Below are 19,180 nucleotides of genomic sequence, written 5' to 3'. Positions count from 1 at the left end.
ATTTTCAGCGCCGCGCGTCAAAAAACGCTTTCAGAAGCGCTTCGGAGTCCTCTGCTGCTATGCCGTCGTAAAGCTCGGGCACATGGTGGCATTGCGCGTGGCTGAAAACTCGCGCCCCGTGGGCGACACCGCCGGATTTGGGGTCGGTTGCGCCATAATAGACCCGGGCGATACGCGCCGCTGAAATCGCGGTGGCGCACATCGCACAGGGCTCAAGCGTCACGTAAAGGTCATGACCCGGCAGCCGCTCGCTACCCGCCGCCGTACAGGCCGCGCGAATGACCAGTATCTCGGCATGGGCAGTCGGGTCGCTCAGTTCGCGGGTTCGGTTTCCAGCTTGGGCTACCACCTTGCCACTGCCATCAACCAACACGGCACCAACAGGCACCTCGCCCCGCTGGGCAGCGGCATGCGCTTCGGCCAGTGCCGCCGCCATATGGCTTTTGAAAGTCATCACGTGTCTTTGCCCGCTGATCAGCGCTTTCGCAAGGCTTGCTTATGGGCTAATCGGGGGCCATGAGTATCAAACCCCCAGCAGGCGACCGCATCGCCAAGGTCATCGCCCGTGCCGGTATCGCCAGCCGTCGCGAGGCCGAGCGCATGATCGAGGCAGGCCGCGTCACCGTCAACGGCAAGACCATCGACCGCGCCGCGCTGAACGTCACCGGCAAGGACAAGATCACCGTCGATGGCCGCATCCTGGGCGACCCCGAACCACCCCGCCTCTGGCTCTATCACAAGCCCACCGGGCTGGTGACCACAACGCGTGACGAACAGGGCCGCACCACGATCTATGACGAATTGCCCGAGGACCTGCCGAGGGTGATGAGTGTGGGGCGGCTAGACCTGAACTCCGAGGGGCTGCTGCTTTTGACCAATGACGGCGGTATCAAGCGCAAACTTGAACTGCCCTCGACCGGCTGGCTGCGCAAATACCGGGTGCGCGTCAAGGGTCGGCCAGCTGACGAGACGTTCGAACCGCTGCGCCGGGGCCTGAACGTCGAAGGCGAGCATTTTCAGCCGATGACCGTGACGCTGGATCGCCAGCAGGGTGCCAATGCCTGGGTTACCGTGTCGATCCGTGAAGGCAAGAACCGCGAAATCCGCCGCGCGATGGAGTTTGTGGGCCTCAGCGTCAATCGCCTGATCCGCGTCTCTTACGGCCCCTTCCAGCTGGGCCAGTTGAAACCGGGAAAGGTTGAGGAAATCCGTCCGCGCATCCTGCGCGATCAGCTTGGCCTTGAAAGCGAACAACCCGCGAAATCCGGCCAAACCCGCCTCAAGCCTGTCAGAAAACGCCGCCGTTGAAACCCGCAAGCCCCGGAAGATTTTAGCTAATAGTTTATCCTTTGACGCAACGCCCCCTTTTCACCTGCTACTGTCGAGTTATATAGACAGCCCACGATAGCCCCGTTTCAAAGTACCTTTGAGCAACATGATCCAACATCGCGTGACAATGGCCGGTAAGAACGATGACGATCAGGATACGTCGGTCGTTGTTGAAACACGCCCCAAAACCAAGCGTCCGCCGCTTTACAAGGTGCTGCTGCTGAACGATGACTACACGCCGATGGAATTCGTCGTCGCGGTGCTGGAGCGATTCTTCGGGATGTCACACGCCCAGGCTTTCGACATCATGCTGACCGTGCACCAAAAAGGCGTCGCCGTTGTCGGCGTTTTCAGCCATGAAATCGCCGAAACCAAAGTGGCCCAGGTGATGGATTTTGCCCGCCAGCACCAGCACCCGCTGCAATGCACAATGGAAAAAGAATAACTTGTCCGGATCGCGCCTGTCATCGGCCCTTTCAGGCGCCGAGCTGAGCTTGCCCGATACCGGGCGAATTGCCGTCTTCGCACCGCGCACAGACGTACACGATCTGTCTCCCTTGCCGCAGGACCGCCTGCATGTGCTGACCGGGTTCAAACCCGATACCGATCATTTCGCCGCGCGGGGGCTGAGCTGCGCCACCGAACCCGAAGGCCGCTATAGCGCCGCGATCATCTGCCTGCCGCGGTCAAAACAACTGGCCCGTGGCCTGATCGCCGAGGCCGCCCGGGTAACCGATGGCCCGATCATCGTGGACGGGGCCAAAACCGACGGCGTCGAATCGATCCTGAAGGAATGCCGCAAACGCGCGCAGGTTTCGCCACCGCTGTCCAAGGCGCATGGCAAGCTCTTCTGGTTCACCGCGTCACCTGCTTTTGATGATTGGGCAATCGGTGCACCGCAGGTCATCGCCGATGGCTTCGTCACCCAGCCCGGCGTCTTTTCCGCTGACGGGATCGACCCCGGATCGCGCCTTCTGGCAGATACGCTTCCCGCCAAACTGGGGGCGCATCTGGCCGACCTCGGTGGTGGCTGGGGCTATCTGAGCGCGCGTGCACTGGAGGGACGCGACATCAAAACGCTCGATCTGGTTGAGGCCGATCACGCCGCACTCGCCTGCGCGCGCCAGAACATCGCTGACCCGCGCCTGCGGCTGCACTGGGATGACGCCACCCGCTGGCGCCCTGATGCCGCACTTGATTGCGTGATCACCAACCCGCCCTTCCACACCGACCGAAACGCCGACCCGGCGCTTGGTCGCGCTTTCATCACCTCGGCGGCAGCGATGTTGAAACCCTCTGGGCAGCTCTGGCTGGTCGCTAACCGTCACCTTCCCTATGAAGACGCGCTCGCCGCCTGTTTCGCCAATGTAACCAAGGTCGCGGGCGACAATCGGTTCAAAATCCTGCACGCAACGCGGCCATCTCGCAAGGCGCGTTGAATTCGCTTAGCCTGCCCGTGGCAGAATCACTCTGAAAGGCTCAATCATGTCCTTCACGATCTCCGGCAAAACAGCAATCGTCACCGGCGGCGCCAATGGAATCGGCCTCGCGATCGGGCGTCATTTCGCCAACAAGGGCGCCAATGTCATGCTTGCGGATATGGACGAGAAGCAGCTGAAAAAGGAAATTGATAAAAACGAAGATGGGAGTAATATCAGGTACTTCTCAGGCGATCTTCGTGAAAAACTGACTCAAGCGAATTTGCTTTCAGCCACCATCGATGCCTTCGATCAGGTCGATATTCTGGTCAATGCCTCACGTCAGATGGTCACCTCTGACCCGCTCAATCCCGATGACGATGCAATGGTGATGCTGCTCAATCAGAACCTGATCACCGCCCTGCGCCTGTCTCAGCTTGTGGCACGGCGCATGATCAAACAATCCGAGGATCAGGAGGAACGCAGCAACGGCACGATCATCAACCTGTCGTCGATCGCCGCGCGCCGCACCCATCCCGACCTGCTGGCCTATTCGGTGTCATCCGCAGCACTCGATCAGCTGACCCGCAGTCTTGCGGTCGCCCTCGCCCCGCACCGAATTCGTGTCAACGCGGTGGCCTTCGGATCGGTCATGAGTGCGTCACTGAAAGATACGCTGCGGGAAAAGAAAACCTATCGCGGCGATATCGAAGATCACACCCCGCTGGGGCGCATTGCCTCCCCCGCCGAACTGGCCGAGGCGGTGCAATATCTTGCCTGTGATGCCTCGGGCTTCATGACCGGGCAAATCATGACCGTCGATGGTGGCCGCACGCTGCTTGATCCCGTTGCGGCTCCGGCACATTGACCGGGCGACACAGATGACCGAGAGCTTTGCCGCTGAAAAACAACGCGCCGCCGATTGGTTTCGCGAGTTACGCAACCAGATCGTTGCCGCATTCGAAGCGCTGGAAGACAACCACACGAGCGGGCCCTTGTCAGACCGACCCGCCGGTCGGTTCGATGTCAGCAACACAAGCCGCCAATCCGATGATGGCAGCGACGCAGGCGGCGGATTGATGAGCGTGATGCGCGGCGGGCGCGTTTTTGAAAAGGTCGGCGTCAACGTCTCCGAGGTCTATGGCACGCTCGGCGATGCGGCACAGAAATCCATGGCGGCGCGCGGTGTGCCAGGTATCGAAGATGATCCGCGTTTCTGGGCCTCGGGTATTTCCCTCGTGGCACATATGCAAAACCCGCACGCCCCGGCGGTGCATATGAATACGCGCATGTTCTGGACGCCACATGCCTGGTGGTTCGGTGGCGGTTCGGATCTGAACCCCTGCATCGAATACGAAGAGGACACGGCACATTTCCACGCCACGCAAAAGGCGCATCTGGATCCGCATGGCGATGCGCATTATCCAAAGCTCAAGGCATGGGCGGATGAGTATTTCTACATCCCCCATCGCCATCGCGCACGTGGTGTCGGCGGCATTTTCATGGACGATCACAACAGCGGCGACTGGCAGGCGGATTTTGCCCTGACGCAGGATATCGGTCGCGCCTTCCTACCTGCCTTTGTGCCGTTGGTCGAAAAGCGGCGAACGCAGCCATGGACCGATGAGGATAAGAACACCCAGCTGATTCATCGCGGACTCTACGCTGAATACAACCTAGTTTATGATCGCGGCACGAAATTCGGCCTTGCCACAGGTCATGATGCAGATGCTGTATTGATGAGCCTGCCGCCGCTGGCAAAGTGGATTTGATTACAGTGCGTTACGCGGCAATCCTGTACCTATCATCGAATCGCGCGTAACCAGTTCAGCCAGCTGGGCCTCAGTAAGATCAGCCGTTCCCGCTGGTCGGGCGGGCAGCACGATATAGCGCATATCCGCCGTGCTGTCATGCACCCGAACCTGCATGTCATCAGACAGTTCAACGCCAAATTCGCGCAAAACCGTACGGGGTTCACGCACGGCCCGGCTGCGATATTCGCGGGTCTTGTACCAATCCGGCGGCAAGCCCAGAAGATTGCGTGGATAACACGAACACAGGGTGCAGACGATCAGGTTGTGGACGCGCTCGGTGTTTTCAACGGCAATCAGGTTAAGCGGCCCGATATCAAACCCCATCTCACGGCTCGCTGCCGCGGCATCGGCCAGCAGCCGCGCCTTGAAATCCAGATCGACCCAGGCCCGCGCCACAACGGCAGCCCCGTTGGCCGGGTTGCGGGCATCCATCGCGTCAATTTGCGCGGCGATCTCGGCGGGTGTCATCACGCCCTTCTCGATCAGCAATTCACGCACCGCGATTTCCATTTGCTGCCAATAGGTCAGCGGGCTGTCATTATCGGGCCGAAACGGGTGTCCGGAAGGGCTCAGATGATCGTGATGGTCATGGGGCATCGTCGCTTACGCCTCTTCCAGCCAGTGTTCATAAATCTCGGCATCCACGGTATCGTCGGGCGCCTCGGCCCCCTCGCCCCACAGCTCTGCCATGGTAAAGCGCACCCGCAGCAAATGCTTCTTTCCGGCCTTGTGGCCATAAGCCAGTTGCTCGGGATTGCCAAAAGTACCCAGCCGGCGTTCGATCACGCCGGTCTTGCCGCGCAGATAGGCTGGCGCACGCACGTGGCCCGGCGGCATCAGCGCTTTCACCCGTACCCTCTCAGCCATCTGTTTGCGCCTCAGCATAGCTCGGGCCGCGCTCGGCCACCTCCTGCATCTTCAGCGCCAACTCCTCGAGCGTATAGGTGCCTGCCTCGATCAGGTTCTGATTGACAGACGCGATCCAGCGTTCGTAGTAGCTATGCTTTTCAAACGCCTCTTCGCCCATATCCTCCAGCGCGCGGCGCAGACCATCCACGGTGAACAGTCCCTTGCCGCCGCAGAGCACCATCAGCGCATCTACACGCTTTTCCCAAAGGGCAAAATCATGCCCCTCCATGGGAATATCCCCCGCGGGCTGTCCGCCCATGTCATGCCAGCGTCTTCCGTCAATATCACTCATGAGAGACAACTTAAGCCGCCCCTTCATGCCTGTCCACCGCATTGCAGCGGGCCCGCCACATCGCGTTGTCGATTGCCGCTGTCTTCGTTCAGCGGTGTACATTACGCGCCGATGCGTCGTTAGCAAATCGGCAACACGGCTCCCGCCAAGTTAGCAGTGATGAAGGTGTGCGTTGCGTAAAACACCAACTGAGGAAGAGGTGCTACCCCAACCGCAAGAGATCACGTGAGCGGCCGCACCTTTGCGGATCACTCTTCATCCTCATCGTCCTCGGGGATCACAAGCGTCACCTCGCCGCTGGCTTCCAGTGTCCGGATGGCATTGACGACGCTGGTCATCGCTTCTTCGCCATCTTTTTGCTTCACCTTGCCCAGTTCCTCCACTTCCTCGCGCAGCGCCTCGGCCATGCGTTTGGACATGTTCTCGAGCACGAATTCGGCCACAGGGGCCAGGTCATCGCTGCCCAGGGCAGCCGCCAGCGCCGTCGCAAGGACTGCATTATCCACCTCGCGAATGACTTTGGGCACATCGACCGGATTCAGACGTTCGGGAATGTTGGCAAAGGTAAAGATCGCCTTGCGTACCAATGACGCAAAATCCTTGTCAGCCTCGTCAAGCCCTTCCAGCACATCGTCGCGCGTCGCAGCGGGCGAATAGTTCAGGATCTTGCCGACCCGTTCTACCGGCCCGCTGTCAAACGCGGTTTCGGGAACATCGTGCAACTGCGCCGCCAGCGAAAGACCTATCCGATCAACCGCCTCTGGCGTGACCGCCCCGGTCTGCGAGACCGCGTAGGTGATGCGCCGCGCCTTTTCACCCGGCAATCTACCCAGCAATTCCGCAGCCTGTGTGACCTCAAGTTTTGACAGGACAACGGCCGCCACTTCGATACTTTCCAGTTCGATGATCGGCAAAAGACTGTCGACGCCGGCGTTGCAAACCTGTTCCCACGGCTCACCAAACTGGCGCACCCCGGCTTCCTTGCGCAGGCGTGCGGCGGTTTGCGGGCTGATCTTGCCGTCAAGCGCAGTCAAAGCGCCGGCGACACCCCTTGGAAATGTCAGGCCCATGGCCTCAAGCTCTGATGCGAATTCTGCCACCACATCCGCGAGGGTTGAACGATCTACATAGCGCATCGACCCCATCTGCGTCGTCAGCGCCGCCTGCAGCGGTTCCGGGAGGTCCGTCAGTGGCACCTCTGCCCCTTCATTCATCAGGAACCTCACCACGATGGCGGCTTTCTGACGCCGGGTCAGGCGTGCCACTGTCGCACCCGGCGATCGCGGCGGCGACAGGCGGGCAATCGGGGTCATATCATTCATCCTGATCCTCATTCCTTGAGTGACGCTCAGGATAAGGCAGGAAGGGTGAAAATATGTCTAAGAACAAAGCAAGAATTTGACGGGATTTCACATCCGATCAAATTCGTCACAAAACCGGGAGAACCGCTTAGCTTGTGATTTGAGGCACGCAGCTTTGGCTTTGAATGTCCCAGACAGTGCCCTCGGCACAGGACATAACCTGCTTGCTGTGACCTTTGCCGCAGCCGGGGCCGGCCATGGCAGTGGAAGCAAGCACCATGATCACGGCAGACAATGCTAATCTCAGTTTCATGGGCGTTCTCCTCGCTGGAATGAGCGCGACTATATCATAGTTTCAGCCAATCCGTGATCACGATTTCCGAGAACCACATTCAATAGCTGTAGGTCGCGCCCGTCGAAATCGCCTGATGGAGCGAAGTCTCAGCCCAGCTTCCGACCCCGCCTGATGCCTGTATGGATTTCAACTGCCGTCTGGCGCCCACCAGATCGCCCTGCTCGACCAGCGCCTGACCCATGTAGGAGCGCGCCAGAATATTGTCGGGGTTCTGAGCAATCGCTTTACGATAGAAAGCCATGCCGGTTTCAAAATCGCCCTTCTTGCGATGGGTAAAGCCCCAATAGGTCAGGACACGGTCGTCATGCTGATCCGACATCGCGGCCAGTACCGCCTGCGCATTGTCATATTGACCGGCATAGGCAAACTCGCGCACCGCACCGTAGAGCGTGTCATCATCCAGCGCGGAATTGCTGGCACTCACGCAGGACTTGGAGTTCCTGTCCCAGACCTTGCCATCCACGCAGGATTTGGTGGTTTCGCTTGGCTTGGGGGCAGAGCTTCCACCCCCACCAGCTGCAAAGGAAAGGGCGGGAAGGATCAGGGCAATCGCCAGGGTTTCACGGAACATGGTGCCTCCTGCGGCGTAGGTTTCATACTGTTGTAGTAGGAATACGCCTCAGGACGAGTTTTATTCGGCAAAAAATTCGTGAACCGGGTTTACGCTTAACCCTCGCCGAAAACGCGCTTGAAAATCGTGTCTACGTGTTTGGTGTGGTAGCCCATGTCGAACTTCTCATTGATCGCCTCTTCTCCGAGCGCGGCAACCACCTCTGCATCCGCCAGCAGAAGTTCGCGGAAATCAAGGCGGTCTTCCCAGACCTTGAGTGCGTTACGCTGCACCATGGAATAGGCATCCTCGCGACTGACCCCGGCCTGGGTCAGCGCCAGAAGCACCCTCTGCGACATCACAAGACCCGGATATTTGTTCATGTTGTCCCGCATGTTTTCCGGGAAAATCAGCATCTTGTCGACAACACCGGCCAGTCGGTGCAGTGCGAAATCCAGCGTCACGGTCGCATCCGGACCGATACTGCGCTCAACCGAGCTGTGCGAAATGTCACGTTCATGCCAGAGCGCCACGTTCTCCATCGCCGGGATCACCGCCATGCGCACCAGACGGGCAAGACCGGTGAGGTTTTCGGTCAGCACCGGGTTCTTCTTGTGCGGCATTGCCGAGGAGCCTTTCTGGCCCATCGAGAAAAACTCGGCCCCTTCCAGGACTTCGGTGCGCTGCATGTGGCGGATCTCGACCGCGATATTTTCGATTGACGAGGCAATGACGCCCAAGGTGGCAAAGAACATGGCGTGGCGGTCGCGCGGGATCACCTGTGTGCTGATGGGCTCGGGGCGCAGGCCCAGTTTCTCGCAGACATGTTCCTCGACCGCCGGGTCGATATTGGCGAAGGTTCCCACGGCACCCGAGATCGCGCCGGTGGCGACCTCCCAGCGGGCTTTCTCCAGCCGGTTCTTGTTGCGATCCATCTCGGCAAAGAAGCGGGCGAAGGTCAGGCCCATCGTGGTCGGCTCGGCATGGATGCCGTGGCTGCGGCCGACGCGAACGGTGTTCTTGTGTTCCAGCGCGCGTTTCTTCAGCGCGGCCAACACCTTGTCCATGCCGTCCAGTAGAATATCGGCGGCGCGTACCAGCTGCACGTTCAGGCAAGTATCCAGCACGTCCGAGCTGGTCATGCCCTGATGCACGAACCGCGCTTCGTCACTGCCCACATGTTCAGCCAGATGCGTGAGGAAGGCGATCACGTCATGTTTGGTCACAGCTTCGATCTCATCAATCCGAGCCACATCGAATTCCGCGTCCCTGGCTTTCCACACGGCTTCGGCATTCTCGCGCGGAATCACGCCCAGATCGGCCATCGCGTCACAAGCATGGGCCTCGATCTCGTACCAGATGCGAAACTTGGTCTCGGGCGACCAGATGGCAACCATGTCGGGGCGGGAATAGCGGGGAATCATGTGGCGGTCCTTTGGCGAAACTCAAATCATTTGCGCGCGGTTTAGACCGCCCACGCGACAGCGGCAAGCAACGACCGCAATCACGCAGGTAGACGCCACATCGTGAATGTCGGGAAAGAGCACAAAGCAACAAATGCTGCATCCTGCAAATTTGGCGGCAATGCTTACAAAGCGGACGTCGAGCAGCAACTGGGTAAAGCTCAAAATTTGCCGTACTTCGGATTGGATCGGAAAGCTGTGGTTTTTTGCGAAACGCTGCGGTAATTGCAGCGGTGATCAAGGAAAGGCACATTCAAAAGATCAGGTCGCGAACGGATTCGTCTGAGTTGCTTGGCTGTGTAAAGCCCATGTCGCGCCTCAGTTGAGCGGGGGTCATTCCAAACAGGCTTCTTATACTGCGTGAATAATGCGGCAGGCTACGATATCCGCAGCGATGGGCAATCTCAGATTGGCTGAATTGCGTATGTATCAACAACTGCCGCGCCCTATTTGCGCGCATCCGCCAAAGATAGCGCGAAGGTGTCACTCCGAAGTGTCTTTTGAACGAGGCGATCAGATGCTGAGGTGTCAGAGACGCCTGTGCCGCGATCACGCTGATATTGACTGCATCGTTCCCGAGGTTTTCTTCAATAAAGCGACGTGCTCTGAGGATGTTGCCAGGGATGTTCTGGTTCTCTACATCCTTGCGAGCTTCATAAATATACGCCCTGCAGACCGCCTGCCCCAGTGCATCGCGCAACGAATTGAGGTCCGGCCGGGAGGCGTGCCCGATGTCCAGACCAATTTTGCATAGGTTTTGAATGTTGGATGTCGTCGCGATAGGCGCCATCTTGGATTGTGTTTTATCGCGGTCAGTTAACGCGCCCTCTGGAAGGAAGCCTTCGCACCAGATGACGGTTGTCTGCACATCCTTTTGATAGTCAAATTCGAACTTGGTTTCTGCAGCCGCTATACCCGTCTGTCCGCTGGAAACCTTAACGAGCTTTCCATCGGCCCTCAGGGTGCAAGTGCCCGTTTCCACCATTATCAACGACACATAGGGGCGCAGGATCGGACCGAACAAGCCTCCGCGCTCATAGGTCATGCCGCCGAACGAAAATCCACGAACATGATTGAGAAGCTGATCCATTGTTCCCCCACCGAAATCTGGTGTTTCACCCTCGAGGATAACTCACCGGCCAAACATAGATGCAATCAAGAGCCCGCAGAAATGACCCGACCGAAAAATTTATGCCCACAATCTTAATTTAAAGCAATAAATCCTTTGAAATGGGCATTTATAAATTGATTTAGATCAACGACTGTCGATGAACCATCCAGCCACTTCCGCTCTGCCACGAAGGAGCCATGACCGTGTTTCAAGCCACCGATCACTCGAAAGCGCCCTCGGTCTTGCCACGAAACTGCACGTTCACTGAAAGCGATTGGAAAATACTGGCAGGCTTTTGGCACCCTGTCGCCGTTGCCCATGACATAGACGCCAAGCCCGTCGCGGCGCGCTTGCTGGATGTTGAGCTGGTGATTTACCGAACCTCTCAGGGTATCTCTGTGGCGCGTGATATATGCCCGCACCGGGGCACGCGGCTGAGTGCAGGCTGGATTGAGGGTGACAACCTTGTCTGCCCGATGCACGGGCTTTGCTATGACCATGCCGGGCAATGCACAAAAAACCCGTCTGTGGGAGACCCGAATGCCCGTATTCCGCCGCGGATGCGCTTGCAATCGCTATTGACCGAAGAGCGTTATGGCATCGTCTGGGCCTGCCTTGCCGACACCCCGTCGCACCCTTTGCCGGTTTGGCCGGGGATCGGGGATGACACGTTGGAAAACCTGCACATTCCGGGCGATACCTGGCACGCAGCGGCGAGCCGCCATGTGGAAAACTTCAATGATGTGGCGCATTTTCCCTTTGTGCACAAAGAGACTTTCGGCGGCTACGAAGAAGATCCGATCCCGGCCTATGAGGTCGAGGCAACGGATTACGGGCTAACGTTTGATATCCCCTATCTTGAGGTCGGCAACCGTTTTCCAGACGATGTTGAGGGCGATGAACGCAACGTTGTTTACACCTATCAACTGACGCTGCCATTTTCGACGATCATCATCATCAAACCTACCGAGGGGCCGTACGCCCAGTATTTTGCTGACACTGTGTGCCCGGTCTCGGCCCACGAAACGCGGATCTTTCAGGTGGTGACGGACACAAACGGCAAACCCGATGCGGATTTCCTGATCAAGGAATCGCTGATGATCAACAACGAGGATAAATCCATGGTCGAAGGCCAGCGGCCCGAAGACCTGCCATTGGATATGAAAGAGGAAATTCACATTCCGGCAGACCGCATGTCGGTCGAATACCGTCGCGCGCTGGCCAAACTTGGCCTGGGTGCGCCATTTTCCAGTTAAAGGGCAATAAGACCCGTATCAAAGACACCAATAAGGGAGACGACAATGATCAAAAGAACATTTCTGAAGGCGATGGGGGCGACCGCGATTGCCCTTGCGTCGTTTGCGGGGTCAGCGCAGGCGGACGACCCCACTGACCTGAACATCGCGATTATCCTGTCAGCGGGCATCGAAAGCCCATGGGACGGCACACTCATTGACTCGCTCGAACGTGTGAAGGCTGAAAAACCTCACGGGCTAAACCTGTCTTGGGAATATACCGATCCGCTTTGGGGCGATGACGCGGGCGATGCAATGGCGCTGTTTGCCGAGTCCGGTGAGTATGACATCATTTGGGCCCACTCGACCTATTCCGATCAGGTCAAGAAGTTGAAGGACGAGTATCCCGAGATCATGTTCGTCGTGGTTGGTTCTGGTAACGAAGGCCTCGGCGGTAACCAGTACTGGGTCTACAAGCGGGTGCACGAAGCGGCATATGCCCTGGGCGTGGCGGCCGGCAAGCTGACCGAAAGTAACACGTTGGGCGTTGTGGGATCCTTCCCTGCGGATGACGTGAATGACGAGATCAACGCCTTCTTCAATGGTGCGCGATCGGTCAACCCGGATATCAAACAAAAGGTCGCCTTCATCGAAAGCTGGTATGATCCGGCGAAGGCCGCCGAGATGACATCGGCGCAGATTGCCACGGGGGCGGATATTATCTTTTCGCTCGCCGCCAACTTCCAGCCTTGCGAAGAGGCGGGCATCCTGTGCTTTGCCAATTTCGGGGATCAGCACGCGTTTTCACCGACCACTGTTGTGTCCAGCGCACTGGCATTCTGGGATCCGGACCTGAACTGGATCATCGACGAATGGTGGGCCAACAAGGCAGGCGGCGAGGCCTTTGACGGCAATACCGAGATCAAATGGTTCGGCATCGCAGATGGAGGTGCCGGTATCGCGCCTTATCATGCCATGGCAGACAAGGTTCCGGCAGATGTTCAAGCTGCGGTGGCCGAGACAATCGATGGCATCAAATCCGGTGCCGTGAGCGTCGAACTGGATGTGTCCGCCCCCACGTCTGACTGATCCCGTTGTAATCGCAAAGTCTGGGCCCTTGCCAATGCTGGGCCCGGACACCTCATGCCAAGCTGAGGGCAAAACTGATGCCTGCCATCCTCAAATCTGTCAATCTGACCAAGCGCTTCCCCGGGGTGATTGCCAATGAGGATGTGAATTTCGAGTTGGAGCAAGGCGAGGTTCACTGCCTATTCGGGGAAAACGGCGCGGGGAAATCGACGCTTTCCTCCTGTCTTTTCGGTTTCTATCACCCCGAGGAGGGTCATATCGAATTTGACGGCAAACCGGTCCGGTTCCGGTCCCCTCGGGATGCGATCCATATGGGGATCGGGATGGTGCATCAGCATTTTGTGCTGGTCGCGGACTTTACGGTTTTGGCGAACATTATCGTTGGCACCCATGAACAGGGCTGGCGGCTCGGTTTGCCCGAGGCCCGCGCGCGCATTGAGAAATTATGCGCTGAATACGGGATCGAACTGGAGCTTGACGCCTATGTGCGCGATCTTGCGGTTGGTCAGCAGCAATGGGTCGAAATCCTCAAAGCGCTTTATCTTGAAGCGCGGGTTCTGATCCTGGATGAGCCGACGGCGGTTCTGACCCCGGCGGAATCTGAGCGCCTGTTCCGGATCGTCGACCATATGTGTAAGCTGGGTCTGTCGATCATTCTGATCAGCCACAAAATTGCCGAGGTGATGCAGGCCGACCGTGTGACGGTGCTGCGCAAAGGCAAGGTTGTGGACACGGTGCGGCCCGCTGACGTCACACCGCAAGAGCTGACCCGCATGATGGTGGGCCGGGATGTGGAGTTGCGCGTGGCCCGTGACACCGCTGAAACCCGCGCCACCGACACGGTGTCTGTCCTGATTGTCGAAGGGCTTAGCTATCGCGACGGGCTGGGCAAAACCGCGCTGGATGATATCAACCTGACCATTGGCGAAGGCGAAATTCTGGGCCTCGCTGGTGTGTCTGGGAATGGCCAGAAAGAACTGTTCGAGGCGCTATCCGGCGTGCTGATCCCGCAGGTGGGGCGCATCACACTGACGGGGGAGGAAATCAAGGGCCTGCCCTCGCGCCACTATATGGATCGCGGCGTGGGTCTGGTGCCCGACGATCGCTTTCGCGAGGGGCTGATCCCCGAGTTCAACATCCGCGAGAACATGATCCTCGGCTGGCAGCGCCACGATGATTACACCAATGGAATATTCCTTGATCACAAGCATATCGGCACCGTTGCAGACGGGCTGATCGACGAATTTCAAATCGTCGCGCCATCGGGCGCTACGCCCGTCAATCACCTCTCGGGTGGGAACGCGCAAAAAGTCATTCTGGCGCGCGAATTCGTGCATTCCAACAAGTTGCTTCTCGCAAATCAACCCACCCGCGGCCTTGATCTGGGGGTGATCGAATATGTCTACAAACAGATTATCGCCAAGCGCGACGAAGGCTATGCCGTGCTTCTGGCCTCCGAGGAATTGGAGGATCTGCTGAACCTCAGCGACCGGATCGCCGTGATCTCCTCGGGGCGGATCACCGGCATTGTTGACCCGGATACCACCACCATCGAAGAGATCGGTCTCTTGATGGCCGGAAGCACCGACGGCGTCGCCGCATGAGCAGCGCTGCAACCCAGCCCCGTACCCGCCTGACGATTGAACGTCGGCTCAACCGCAACGCAGGCTGGACCTTTACGATGTATCTCAGTGCCACGCTGATCGGGCTCGCGCTTTCGGCACTGCTCCTCTGGACCTCTGGTGCCGATGTGGCCAAGGCATTCTCGGCCCTGCTCAAAGGGGCCTTTGGCAGCCAGAAGGCCTGGATCGGAACACTCAGCAAGGCGACGCCGCTGATCCTGACGGGCCTTGCCACCGTGGTGGCGTTCCGCGCGCAGGTCTGGAGCATCGGGCAGGAGGGGCAGGTCTATGCCGGGGCCATGGGGGCTTATCTGGGGTGTCTGGTGTTCGCGGGTCTGCCGGTGGCGCTCTATCTTTCGCTGATCATCCTGTCGGGCATAATTGGCGGCGCGCTGCTTGGAACCATCGCCGCCGTGCTCAAAGATCGGTTTGATGTAAACGAGATTATTTCGACCGTCATGATGAATTATCTCATCGTCTTTCTGCTTAGTTATCTGATCGGTGGCGGGCCGTGGACGGAAATCTCCTCGACCGTGGTTTATCAGCAAACCGGCCCGGTGCCAGACGCCTCACAACTGCCGCAGTTGTTGGGCAGCAAGAAACTTCATTTAGGGTTCCTGTTTGCCATGGCTTCGGCGGTGGTTTGCTACGTCCTGCTGGAAAAGACACCATTGGGGTATGAAATCCGTGCTCTGGGCTACAACCCGGTGGCGCTGGCCTATCGTGGCACCAATATCGGGCGCACGATCATTATGGTCATGGCGATCAGCGGTGCGATTGCCGGGCTGGCAGGCGTTTCCGAAATCTTTGGCACGTCACACCGGTTGCGGTCCGATACGCTTTACGGGTTGGGTTATACCGGCATCATCATCGGCATGATCGGGGGGTTGCGCCCGCTGGGCACCGTGGTCGCGGGCATCATATTCGGTGGTCTGGCGTCGGGTGCGCTTTACATGAAATTGCTGGCCAAAGTGCCCTCTGCGCTGGTTCCCGCGATGGAGGGTATATTGATGCTCACCTTCCTCTGCGCGGGAGTTGCGGCACATTACCGTCTTGTGCGTGTGGGGGATGGCGATGTCTGAACTGTTCTCCGAAGCCATTCTGATCAGCATCCTGGCAAGCACCGTGCGCATCATGACCCCGATCCTTTTTGCCGCAATCGGCGAATTGGTGACCCAGAGGGCTGGCATCTGGAACATGGGGGTTGAGGGCACGATGCTGACGGGTGCCTTCACGGCTTATATTGTGGCCTCATCGACCGGCTCGGTCTGGCTGGCGGTCTGGGCTGCGATGGCGTCGGGCGCGCTGATGGGGTTGCTGACCGCCTTCATGACCGCAACCATGCGGGTGGATCACTTCATCTCTGGCCTCGGCATCAACCTGTTGGCGGGAGGGCTGACCCTCTATTGGTTCCGCATCTACATCAAGGGTCGTCCGCAACCGACATTTGACGGGTTTGACAGCGTGGCCATCCCGGGCCTGTCGGCGATCCCCTGGCTGGGCGAGATCCTCTTTACCCAACGTCTGCTGACCTATCTGGCCTTTGCCATGGTGCCGGTCATCTGGTTCCTGCTGTACCGCACCCGCTGGGGGCTGGAGTTGCGATGTCTGGGCGAAAACCCCAAGGCGCTTGATATCAAGGGCATTAATATCGTGCGCCGGCAGTATCTGGCTGTGATGATTGGCTCGGTCATGACCGGTCTTGGCGGCGGCTTTCTGATGCTGGGCTTTTCTGACCGGTTTTTGGCCGACATCACCGCCGGGCGCGGCTGGCTGGCAGTGGTGGCAATCATCGCAGGCAACTGGATGCCCCGCGGCGTGCTGGCCGCGGTGCTGGTTTTTGCCCTCCTCGAAAGCATTGCGACTCACGTTCAGGTGCTCAGCCTGAACGTGCCGCACCAGATTTTCTTGGCGCTCCCCTATCTTGCCTCAATTCTGCTTCTGATGGGGCTCAGGCGCAAAACCAATCAGCCGGTGAAGCTCGGCATCCCCTATTTCCGCTGAACGGAGATCAATCATGACCCAAGCGTGCAAAGATCCAGTGATCCACAATCAATGGCACCCGCTGACCTCGCTTGACGAGATCGCACAGGGGCTGGTGCATGACACGGTCCTGCTGGAGCAGCCTCTATCCTACGCGATGGACGATACGGGCGCGCTACATGTCTGGTACCGAACACCCGCACAGCCCGCTCACACGCCTTATGATCCGGCGAAAGCAGGCAACGCCTTGCCTGCGCGATCCAAGCATGGCTACCTCTGGACCTGTGTCGGCAAACCACCCAAGGATTTATTCCCGGTGCCAGAACTGCTGGAACCCGACCGCCAGAACGTGCCCACAGGCGTCTTTGGCGTGAACGTTTCGGCTGGTCGCACCATCGAAAACTTCCTCGATATGGGTCATTTCCCTTTCGTTCATACCGGCATCCTGGGCGAAGAACCCCGCACGGAGGTCAAGGAGTACGATGTTGAGATTAGCGAGAGCCGCGATGAAATCCTCGCCACTCGTTGTCAGTTCTATCAGCCCAAGGCCGCTCTGGCATCCGAGAGTGGTGCGGATGTGGAATATGTCTACCGCGTGCCGCATATCAACTGCGCGCTGCTTTACAAATCCAGCCCCGGCTTCGAGGCCGAGGGGCGCATGGACGTGATCTATATGTTCCTGCAACCAATGACCCGCGAATGGACCCGCGCCCACACGGGCATGTGCGTGATTGATCTGGAAAACAGCTATCAGGGTATCCGCTGTTTTCAACAGGTGATCTTTGGTCAGGACAAACCGATCCTCGAAAACCAGTTTCCCAAGCAACTGCCTCTGGATACCCGCGCCGAAACCCCCATTCGCGCCGACAAATCAGCCATTGCCTATCGCCGCTGGCTTTCCAGGAAAGGGTTGACTTACGGCGTCATCCCGGCAGCCGTATGATTGAGGAGATCTGCTATGAGTGTTGATCCCGGTCGGTGGTATCCCATCGCCTCGAGCTCAGATCTTCCCCTGCGCCATGTCTTTCATGGCCAGCTCTGGGGGCGTGAAATGGCCGTGTGGCGGGCCGACGATGGCCATGTCAACGTTTGGGAAAACCGCTGTCTGCACCGCGGCGTGCGCCTGTCGATTGGCCTGAACGAGGGGCGCGAACTGCGTTGCCTCTATCACGGCTGGCGTTACGCCAACCGCACCGCAGGCTGCACCTATATCCCGGCACATCCGGCGGATGCCCCGGCGCGCACGATCTGCAACAACACTTACCCGGCAATTGAGGCCCACGGGCTGATCTGGTCAGCCCTGGATCCGGCAGAAGACTTTCAGGAACATACGCTGCTTGTCGGTGCTGATGTTCTTGCCCTGCGTCCCATTCCGGTCAATGCGCCTCCCTCGCTTGTTGCGGCGCATGCGCGCAGTTATCAGTTTTCGCCAACCGGAGCAGGCGGTGCCGATGTAAGCCTCATCGTTGAAACCGATGGCTTTCTCGAACTCCGGTCGACCCTCGGCGACATGACCACGACGCTGCTTTTGTTCATTCAGCCGGTGGATGCAGGCCGGTCGATCCTGCGCGGTGTACTGACCACCAGACCGGATACGCCGATGCCGGTCCTGCACCACCACAACCGGGCCATGTCGGCCCTACGTGACCGGATTGAGGCCGAGGCCGCCACGCTTGACGCACCAGACCCGATTTCGGTGTCCTTCACCCCGGTGGATGAAGAACTGGCCCAAATACCTGCCCGTGCGCGCTCAGGTCCCAAAGCTGAATTGCGTGTGACCGTCGCCCGGAAATGGGCGCTGGCCACTGATATCGCGGGCTTCCGGTTTGAGGCGATTACCGGGCAGCTTCCCACATTTCAGCCCGGGGCGCATATCGACGTGCATCTGCCCAATGGCATGTCGCGGCAGTACTCCCTGACCAATGCACCCGGCGAAACCGATCATTACGCCATCGGTGTCAAACGCGAGCCAGAGTCGCGCGGTGGCTCCGCGTGCCTGCATGAAACGGTTCAGCAAGGCGATGTGCTGGCCATTTCCGCCCCGCGCAACAATTTTCCACTGCGCCGTGATGCGCTGAATACCATTCTGGTCGCGGGCGGCATCGGGATCACGCCGATGCTGGCCATGGCGCAGACGCTGGAGGCGCAGTCTCTGCCATTTGAGTTGCATTGCTTTGCCCAGTCCGTGGCGCATCTGGGGTTTGAGGAAATTCTCGGCCGACTTAAAGACGCAGTCACCACTCACCTTGGCCTTGATCCCAAAGCGACAGGCAAGACATTGGCGGAGATACTGAAAACCCGCGGCGAAGAGGAGCACCTGTATATCTGTGGCCCCGGTCCGATGTTACAGGCCACGCGCGCGATAGCAGACCGAAAAGGCTGGCCTGATGAGGCTGTTCACTTTGAGTATTTCAAGAACACCAATGAGATTGACGACAGCTCCGCTTTTGAGGTGGCCCTGGCGCGTTCGGCCCTGACCTTGCAAGTGCCCGCAGGCAGAACCATCCTTGAGGTGCTGCATGAAAACGGGGTCGAAATGCCAAGTTCCTGCGAACAGGGCGCCTGTGGCACCTGTCTGGCAACGGTGATCGAAGGAGATCCCGATCACCAGGATGTCTATCTGTCAGCCGGTGAACGGGCTGCGGGCAAAAGTATCATAACCTGCGTGTCCCGATGCAAATCCAAGCGCCTTGTCTTGGACATCTGAGG

At 58.6% G+C, this 19,180-nt stretch carries 21 protein-coding genes; 12 read left to right on the top strand and 9 right to left on the bottom strand.

The annotated features are described in order from the left end of the window. Nucleotides 1-4: 4 nt before the first annotated feature. Nucleotides 5-454, bottom strand: a complete 450-nt coding sequence (locus LC334_RS04860) for a nucleoside deaminase (protein WP_085799107.1) — start codon at nucleotides 452-454, stop codon at nucleotides 5-7. A 62-nt stretch (nucleotides 455-516) separates the two neighbouring features. On the opposite strand from LC334_RS04860, the gene LC334_RS04855 reads away from it, so the two are divergent. The 5 genes from LC334_RS04855 to hemF all read left to right on the top strand — a co-directional run bounded on the left by LC334_RS04855 (nucleotide 517) and on the right by hemF (nucleotide 4,519). Beyond that, on the top strand, nucleotides 517-1,308 hold the full coding sequence (locus tag LC334_RS04855; RefSeq protein ID WP_085799106.1) for a pseudouridine synthase: 792 nt from the start codon (nucleotides 517-519) through the stop codon (nucleotides 1,306-1,308). A gap of 127 nt (nucleotides 1,309-1,435) precedes the next feature. After that, entirely contained in the window at nucleotides 1,436-1,774 is a 339-nt protein-coding gene (gene clpS, locus LC334_RS04850) for an ATP-dependent Clp protease adapter ClpS (protein ID WP_085799105.1), read from the top strand. A gap of 1 nt (nucleotide 1,775) precedes the next feature. Then, complete coding sequence (locus LC334_RS04845) at nucleotides 1,776-2,768, top strand: class I SAM-dependent methyltransferase (protein WP_085799104.1); 993 nt, start codon at nucleotides 1,776-1,778, stop codon at nucleotides 2,766-2,768. A 46-nt stretch (nucleotides 2,769-2,814) separates the two neighbouring features. After that, nucleotides 2,815-3,615: an SDR family NAD(P)-dependent oxidoreductase gene (locus tag LC334_RS04840; RefSeq protein ID WP_085799103.1), complete on the top strand. Its 801-nt coding sequence runs from the start codon at nucleotides 2,815-2,817 to the stop codon at nucleotides 3,613-3,615. A 13-nt stretch (nucleotides 3,616-3,628) separates the two neighbouring features. Beyond that, nucleotides 3,629-4,519, top strand: a complete 891-nt coding sequence (gene hemF / locus LC334_RS04835) for an oxygen-dependent coproporphyrinogen oxidase (protein ID WP_085799102.1) — start codon at nucleotides 3,629-3,631, stop codon at nucleotides 4,517-4,519. Here hemF and nthA read toward each other — a convergent pair whose 3' ends face one another. From nthA to LC334_RS04795, 8 genes are all read right to left on the bottom strand, one after another. Next, nucleotides 4,520-5,158 (bottom strand): nitrile hydratase subunit alpha, encoded by a 639-nt coding sequence (nthA, locus tag LC334_RS04830; RefSeq protein WP_085799101.1) that lies wholly within the window; start codon nucleotides 5,156-5,158, stop codon nucleotides 4,520-4,522. It abuts the gene before it with no gap. Between the two features lie 6 nt (nucleotides 5,159-5,164). Beyond that, nucleotides 5,165-5,428: an SH3-like domain-containing protein gene (locus LC334_RS04825; RefSeq protein WP_085799100.1), complete on the bottom strand. Its 264-nt coding sequence runs from the start codon at nucleotides 5,426-5,428 to the stop codon at nucleotides 5,165-5,167. Next, nucleotides 5,421-5,762, bottom strand: coding sequence for an SH3-like domain-containing protein (locus tag LC334_RS04820; protein ID WP_223412883.1), 342 nt, complete (start codon nucleotides 5,760-5,762; stop codon nucleotides 5,421-5,423). The genes LC334_RS04825 and LC334_RS04820 overlap by 8 nt, the downstream gene beginning before the upstream one ends. A 248-nt stretch (nucleotides 5,763-6,010) precedes the next feature. Then, nucleotides 6,011-7,084 (bottom strand): flagellar motor switch protein FliG, encoded by a 1,074-nt coding sequence (locus LC334_RS04815; protein ID WP_085799181.1) that lies wholly within the window; start codon nucleotides 7,082-7,084, stop codon nucleotides 6,011-6,013. Nucleotides 7,085-7,211: 127 nt separating this feature from the next. Beyond that, on the bottom strand, nucleotides 7,212-7,376 hold the full coding sequence (locus LC334_RS04810; protein WP_176237622.1) for a carbohydrate-binding module family 14 protein: 165 nt from the start codon (nucleotides 7,374-7,376) through the stop codon (nucleotides 7,212-7,214). 79 nt (nucleotides 7,377-7,455) lie between these two features. Beyond that, nucleotides 7,456-7,989 (bottom strand): tetratricopeptide repeat protein, encoded by a 534-nt coding sequence (locus LC334_RS04805; protein WP_139836299.1) that lies wholly within the window; start codon nucleotides 7,987-7,989, stop codon nucleotides 7,456-7,458. 95 nt (nucleotides 7,990-8,084) lie between these two features. Next, a complete protein-coding gene (gene purB, locus LC334_RS04800; RefSeq protein ID WP_085799098.1) occupies nucleotides 8,085-9,392 on the bottom strand; it encodes an adenylosuccinate lyase in 1,308 nt (435 codons plus the stop codon). Between the two features lie 292 nt (nucleotides 9,393-9,684). Beyond that, complete coding sequence (locus LC334_RS04795) at nucleotides 9,685-10,521, bottom strand: helix-turn-helix domain-containing protein (RefSeq protein ID WP_085799097.1); 837 nt, start codon at nucleotides 10,519-10,521, stop codon at nucleotides 9,685-9,687. 218 nt (nucleotides 10,522-10,739) lie between these two features. On the opposite strand from LC334_RS04795, the gene LC334_RS04790 reads away from it, so the two are divergent. The 7 genes from LC334_RS04790 to LC334_RS04760 all read left to right on the top strand — a co-directional run bounded on the left by LC334_RS04790 (nucleotide 10,740) and on the right by LC334_RS04760 (nucleotide 19,178). Next, a complete protein-coding gene (locus LC334_RS04790) occupies nucleotides 10,740-11,798 on the top strand; it encodes an aromatic ring-hydroxylating oxygenase subunit alpha (protein ID WP_085799096.1) in 1,059 nt (352 codons plus the stop codon). A gap of 45 nt (nucleotides 11,799-11,843) precedes the next feature. Then, complete coding sequence (locus tag LC334_RS04785) at nucleotides 11,844-12,866, top strand: BMP family lipoprotein (protein ID WP_085799095.1); 1,023 nt, start codon at nucleotides 11,844-11,846, stop codon at nucleotides 12,864-12,866. Nucleotides 12,867-12,943: 77 nt separating this feature from the next. Next, nucleotides 12,944-14,470 carry an ABC transporter ATP-binding protein gene (locus tag LC334_RS04780; RefSeq protein WP_085799094.1) on the top strand — a complete coding sequence of 509 codons (1,527 nt, stop codon included), beginning with the start codon at nucleotides 12,944-12,946 and terminating at the stop codon, nucleotides 14,468-14,470. Next, nucleotides 14,467-15,570, top strand: a complete 1,104-nt coding sequence (locus tag LC334_RS04775) for an ABC transporter permease (RefSeq protein WP_085799093.1) — start codon at nucleotides 14,467-14,469, stop codon at nucleotides 15,568-15,570. Before LC334_RS04780 ends, LC334_RS04775 begins: the two co-directional genes overlap by 4 nt. Further along, complete coding sequence (locus LC334_RS04770; protein WP_085799180.1) at nucleotides 15,563-16,492, top strand: ABC transporter permease; 930 nt, start codon at nucleotides 15,563-15,565, stop codon at nucleotides 16,490-16,492. Before LC334_RS04775 ends, LC334_RS04770 begins: the two co-directional genes overlap by 8 nt. Before the next feature lie 13 nt (nucleotides 16,493-16,505). After that, entirely contained in the window at nucleotides 16,506-17,414 is a 909-nt protein-coding gene (locus tag LC334_RS04765; protein ID WP_085799092.1) for an aromatic ring-hydroxylating oxygenase subunit alpha, read from the top strand. Nucleotides 17,415-17,429: 15 nt separating this feature from the next. Next, the gene (locus LC334_RS04760; protein ID WP_085799091.1) at nucleotides 17,430-19,178 is read left to right on the top strand and encodes a Rieske 2Fe-2S domain-containing protein; all 1,749 of its coding nucleotides are present in this window, start codon (nucleotides 17,430-17,432) and stop codon (nucleotides 19,176-19,178) included. Nucleotides 19,179-19,180 lie beyond the last annotated feature (2 nt).

Source organism: Roseovarius aestuarii, assembly GCF_019966515.1.
Lineage (GTDB): Bacteria > Pseudomonadota > Alphaproteobacteria > Rhodobacterales > Rhodobacteraceae > Roseovarius > Roseovarius aestuarii.
Note: the sequence above shows the minus strand (reverse complement) of the source record. Positions and strands in the feature narration are given on the sequence as shown.

What these genes read in the sequence shown, in the direction of transcription:
- LC334_RS04860 (WP_085799107.1), bottom strand. Translation starts at nt 454, where the DNA reads ATGACTTTCAAAAGCCATATGGCGGCGGCACTGGCCGAAGCGCATGCC.
- LC334_RS04855 (WP_085799106.1), top strand. Translation starts at nt 517, where the DNA reads ATGAGTATCAAACCCCCAGCAGGCGACCGCATCGCCAAGGTCATCGCC.
- clpS (WP_085799105.1), top strand. Translation starts at nt 1,436, where the DNA reads ATGATCCAACATCGCGTGACAATGGCCGGTAAGAACGATGACGATCAG.
- LC334_RS04840 (WP_085799103.1), top strand. Translation starts at nt 2,815, where the DNA reads ATGTCCTTCACGATCTCCGGCAAAACAGCAATCGTCACCGGCGGCGCC.
- hemF (WP_085799102.1), top strand. Translation starts at nt 3,629, where the DNA reads ATGACCGAGAGCTTTGCCGCTGAAAAACAACGCGCCGCCGATTGGTTT.
- nthA (WP_085799101.1), bottom strand. Translation starts at nt 5,158, where the DNA reads ATGCCCCATGACCATCACGATCATCTGAGCCCTTCCGGACACCCGTTT.
- LC334_RS04825 (WP_085799100.1), bottom strand. Translation starts at nt 5,428, where the DNA reads ATGGCTGAGAGGGTACGGGTGAAAGCGCTGATGCCGCCGGGCCACGTG.
- LC334_RS04820 (WP_223412883.1), bottom strand. Translation starts at nt 5,762, where the DNA reads ATGAGTGATATTGACGGAAGACGCTGGCATGACATGGGCGGACAGCCC.
- LC334_RS04815 (WP_085799181.1), bottom strand. Translation starts at nt 7,084, where the DNA reads ATGAATGATATGACCCCGATTGCCCGCCTGTCGCCGCCGCGATCGCCG.
- LC334_RS04810 (WP_176237622.1), bottom strand. Translation starts at nt 7,376, where the DNA reads ATGAAACTGAGATTAGCATTGTCTGCCGTGATCATGGTGCTTGCTTCC.
- LC334_RS04805 (WP_139836299.1), bottom strand. Translation starts at nt 7,989, where the DNA reads ATGTTCCGTGAAACCCTGGCGATTGCCCTGATCCTTCCCGCCCTTTCC.
- purB (WP_085799098.1), bottom strand. Translation starts at nt 9,392, where the DNA reads ATGATTCCCCGCTATTCCCGCCCCGACATGGTTGCCATCTGGTCGCCC.
- LC334_RS04795 (WP_085799097.1), bottom strand. Translation starts at nt 10,521, where the DNA reads ATGGATCAGCTTCTCAATCATGTTCGTGGATTTTCGTTCGGCGGCATG.
- LC334_RS04790 (WP_085799096.1), top strand. Translation starts at nt 10,740, where the DNA reads ATGACCGTGTTTCAAGCCACCGATCACTCGAAAGCGCCCTCGGTCTTG.
- LC334_RS04785 (WP_085799095.1), top strand. Translation starts at nt 11,844, where the DNA reads ATGATCAAAAGAACATTTCTGAAGGCGATGGGGGCGACCGCGATTGCC.
- LC334_RS04780 (WP_085799094.1), top strand. Translation starts at nt 12,944, where the DNA reads ATGCCTGCCATCCTCAAATCTGTCAATCTGACCAAGCGCTTCCCCGGG.
- LC334_RS04775 (WP_085799093.1), top strand. Translation starts at nt 14,467, where the DNA reads ATGAGCAGCGCTGCAACCCAGCCCCGTACCCGCCTGACGATTGAACGT.
- LC334_RS04770 (WP_085799180.1), top strand. Translation starts at nt 15,563, where the DNA reads ATGTCTGAACTGTTCTCCGAAGCCATTCTGATCAGCATCCTGGCAAGC.
- LC334_RS04765 (WP_085799092.1), top strand. Translation starts at nt 16,506, where the DNA reads ATGACCCAAGCGTGCAAAGATCCAGTGATCCACAATCAATGGCACCCG.
- LC334_RS04760 (WP_085799091.1), top strand. Translation starts at nt 17,430, where the DNA reads ATGAGTGTTGATCCCGGTCGGTGGTATCCCATCGCCTCGAGCTCAGAT.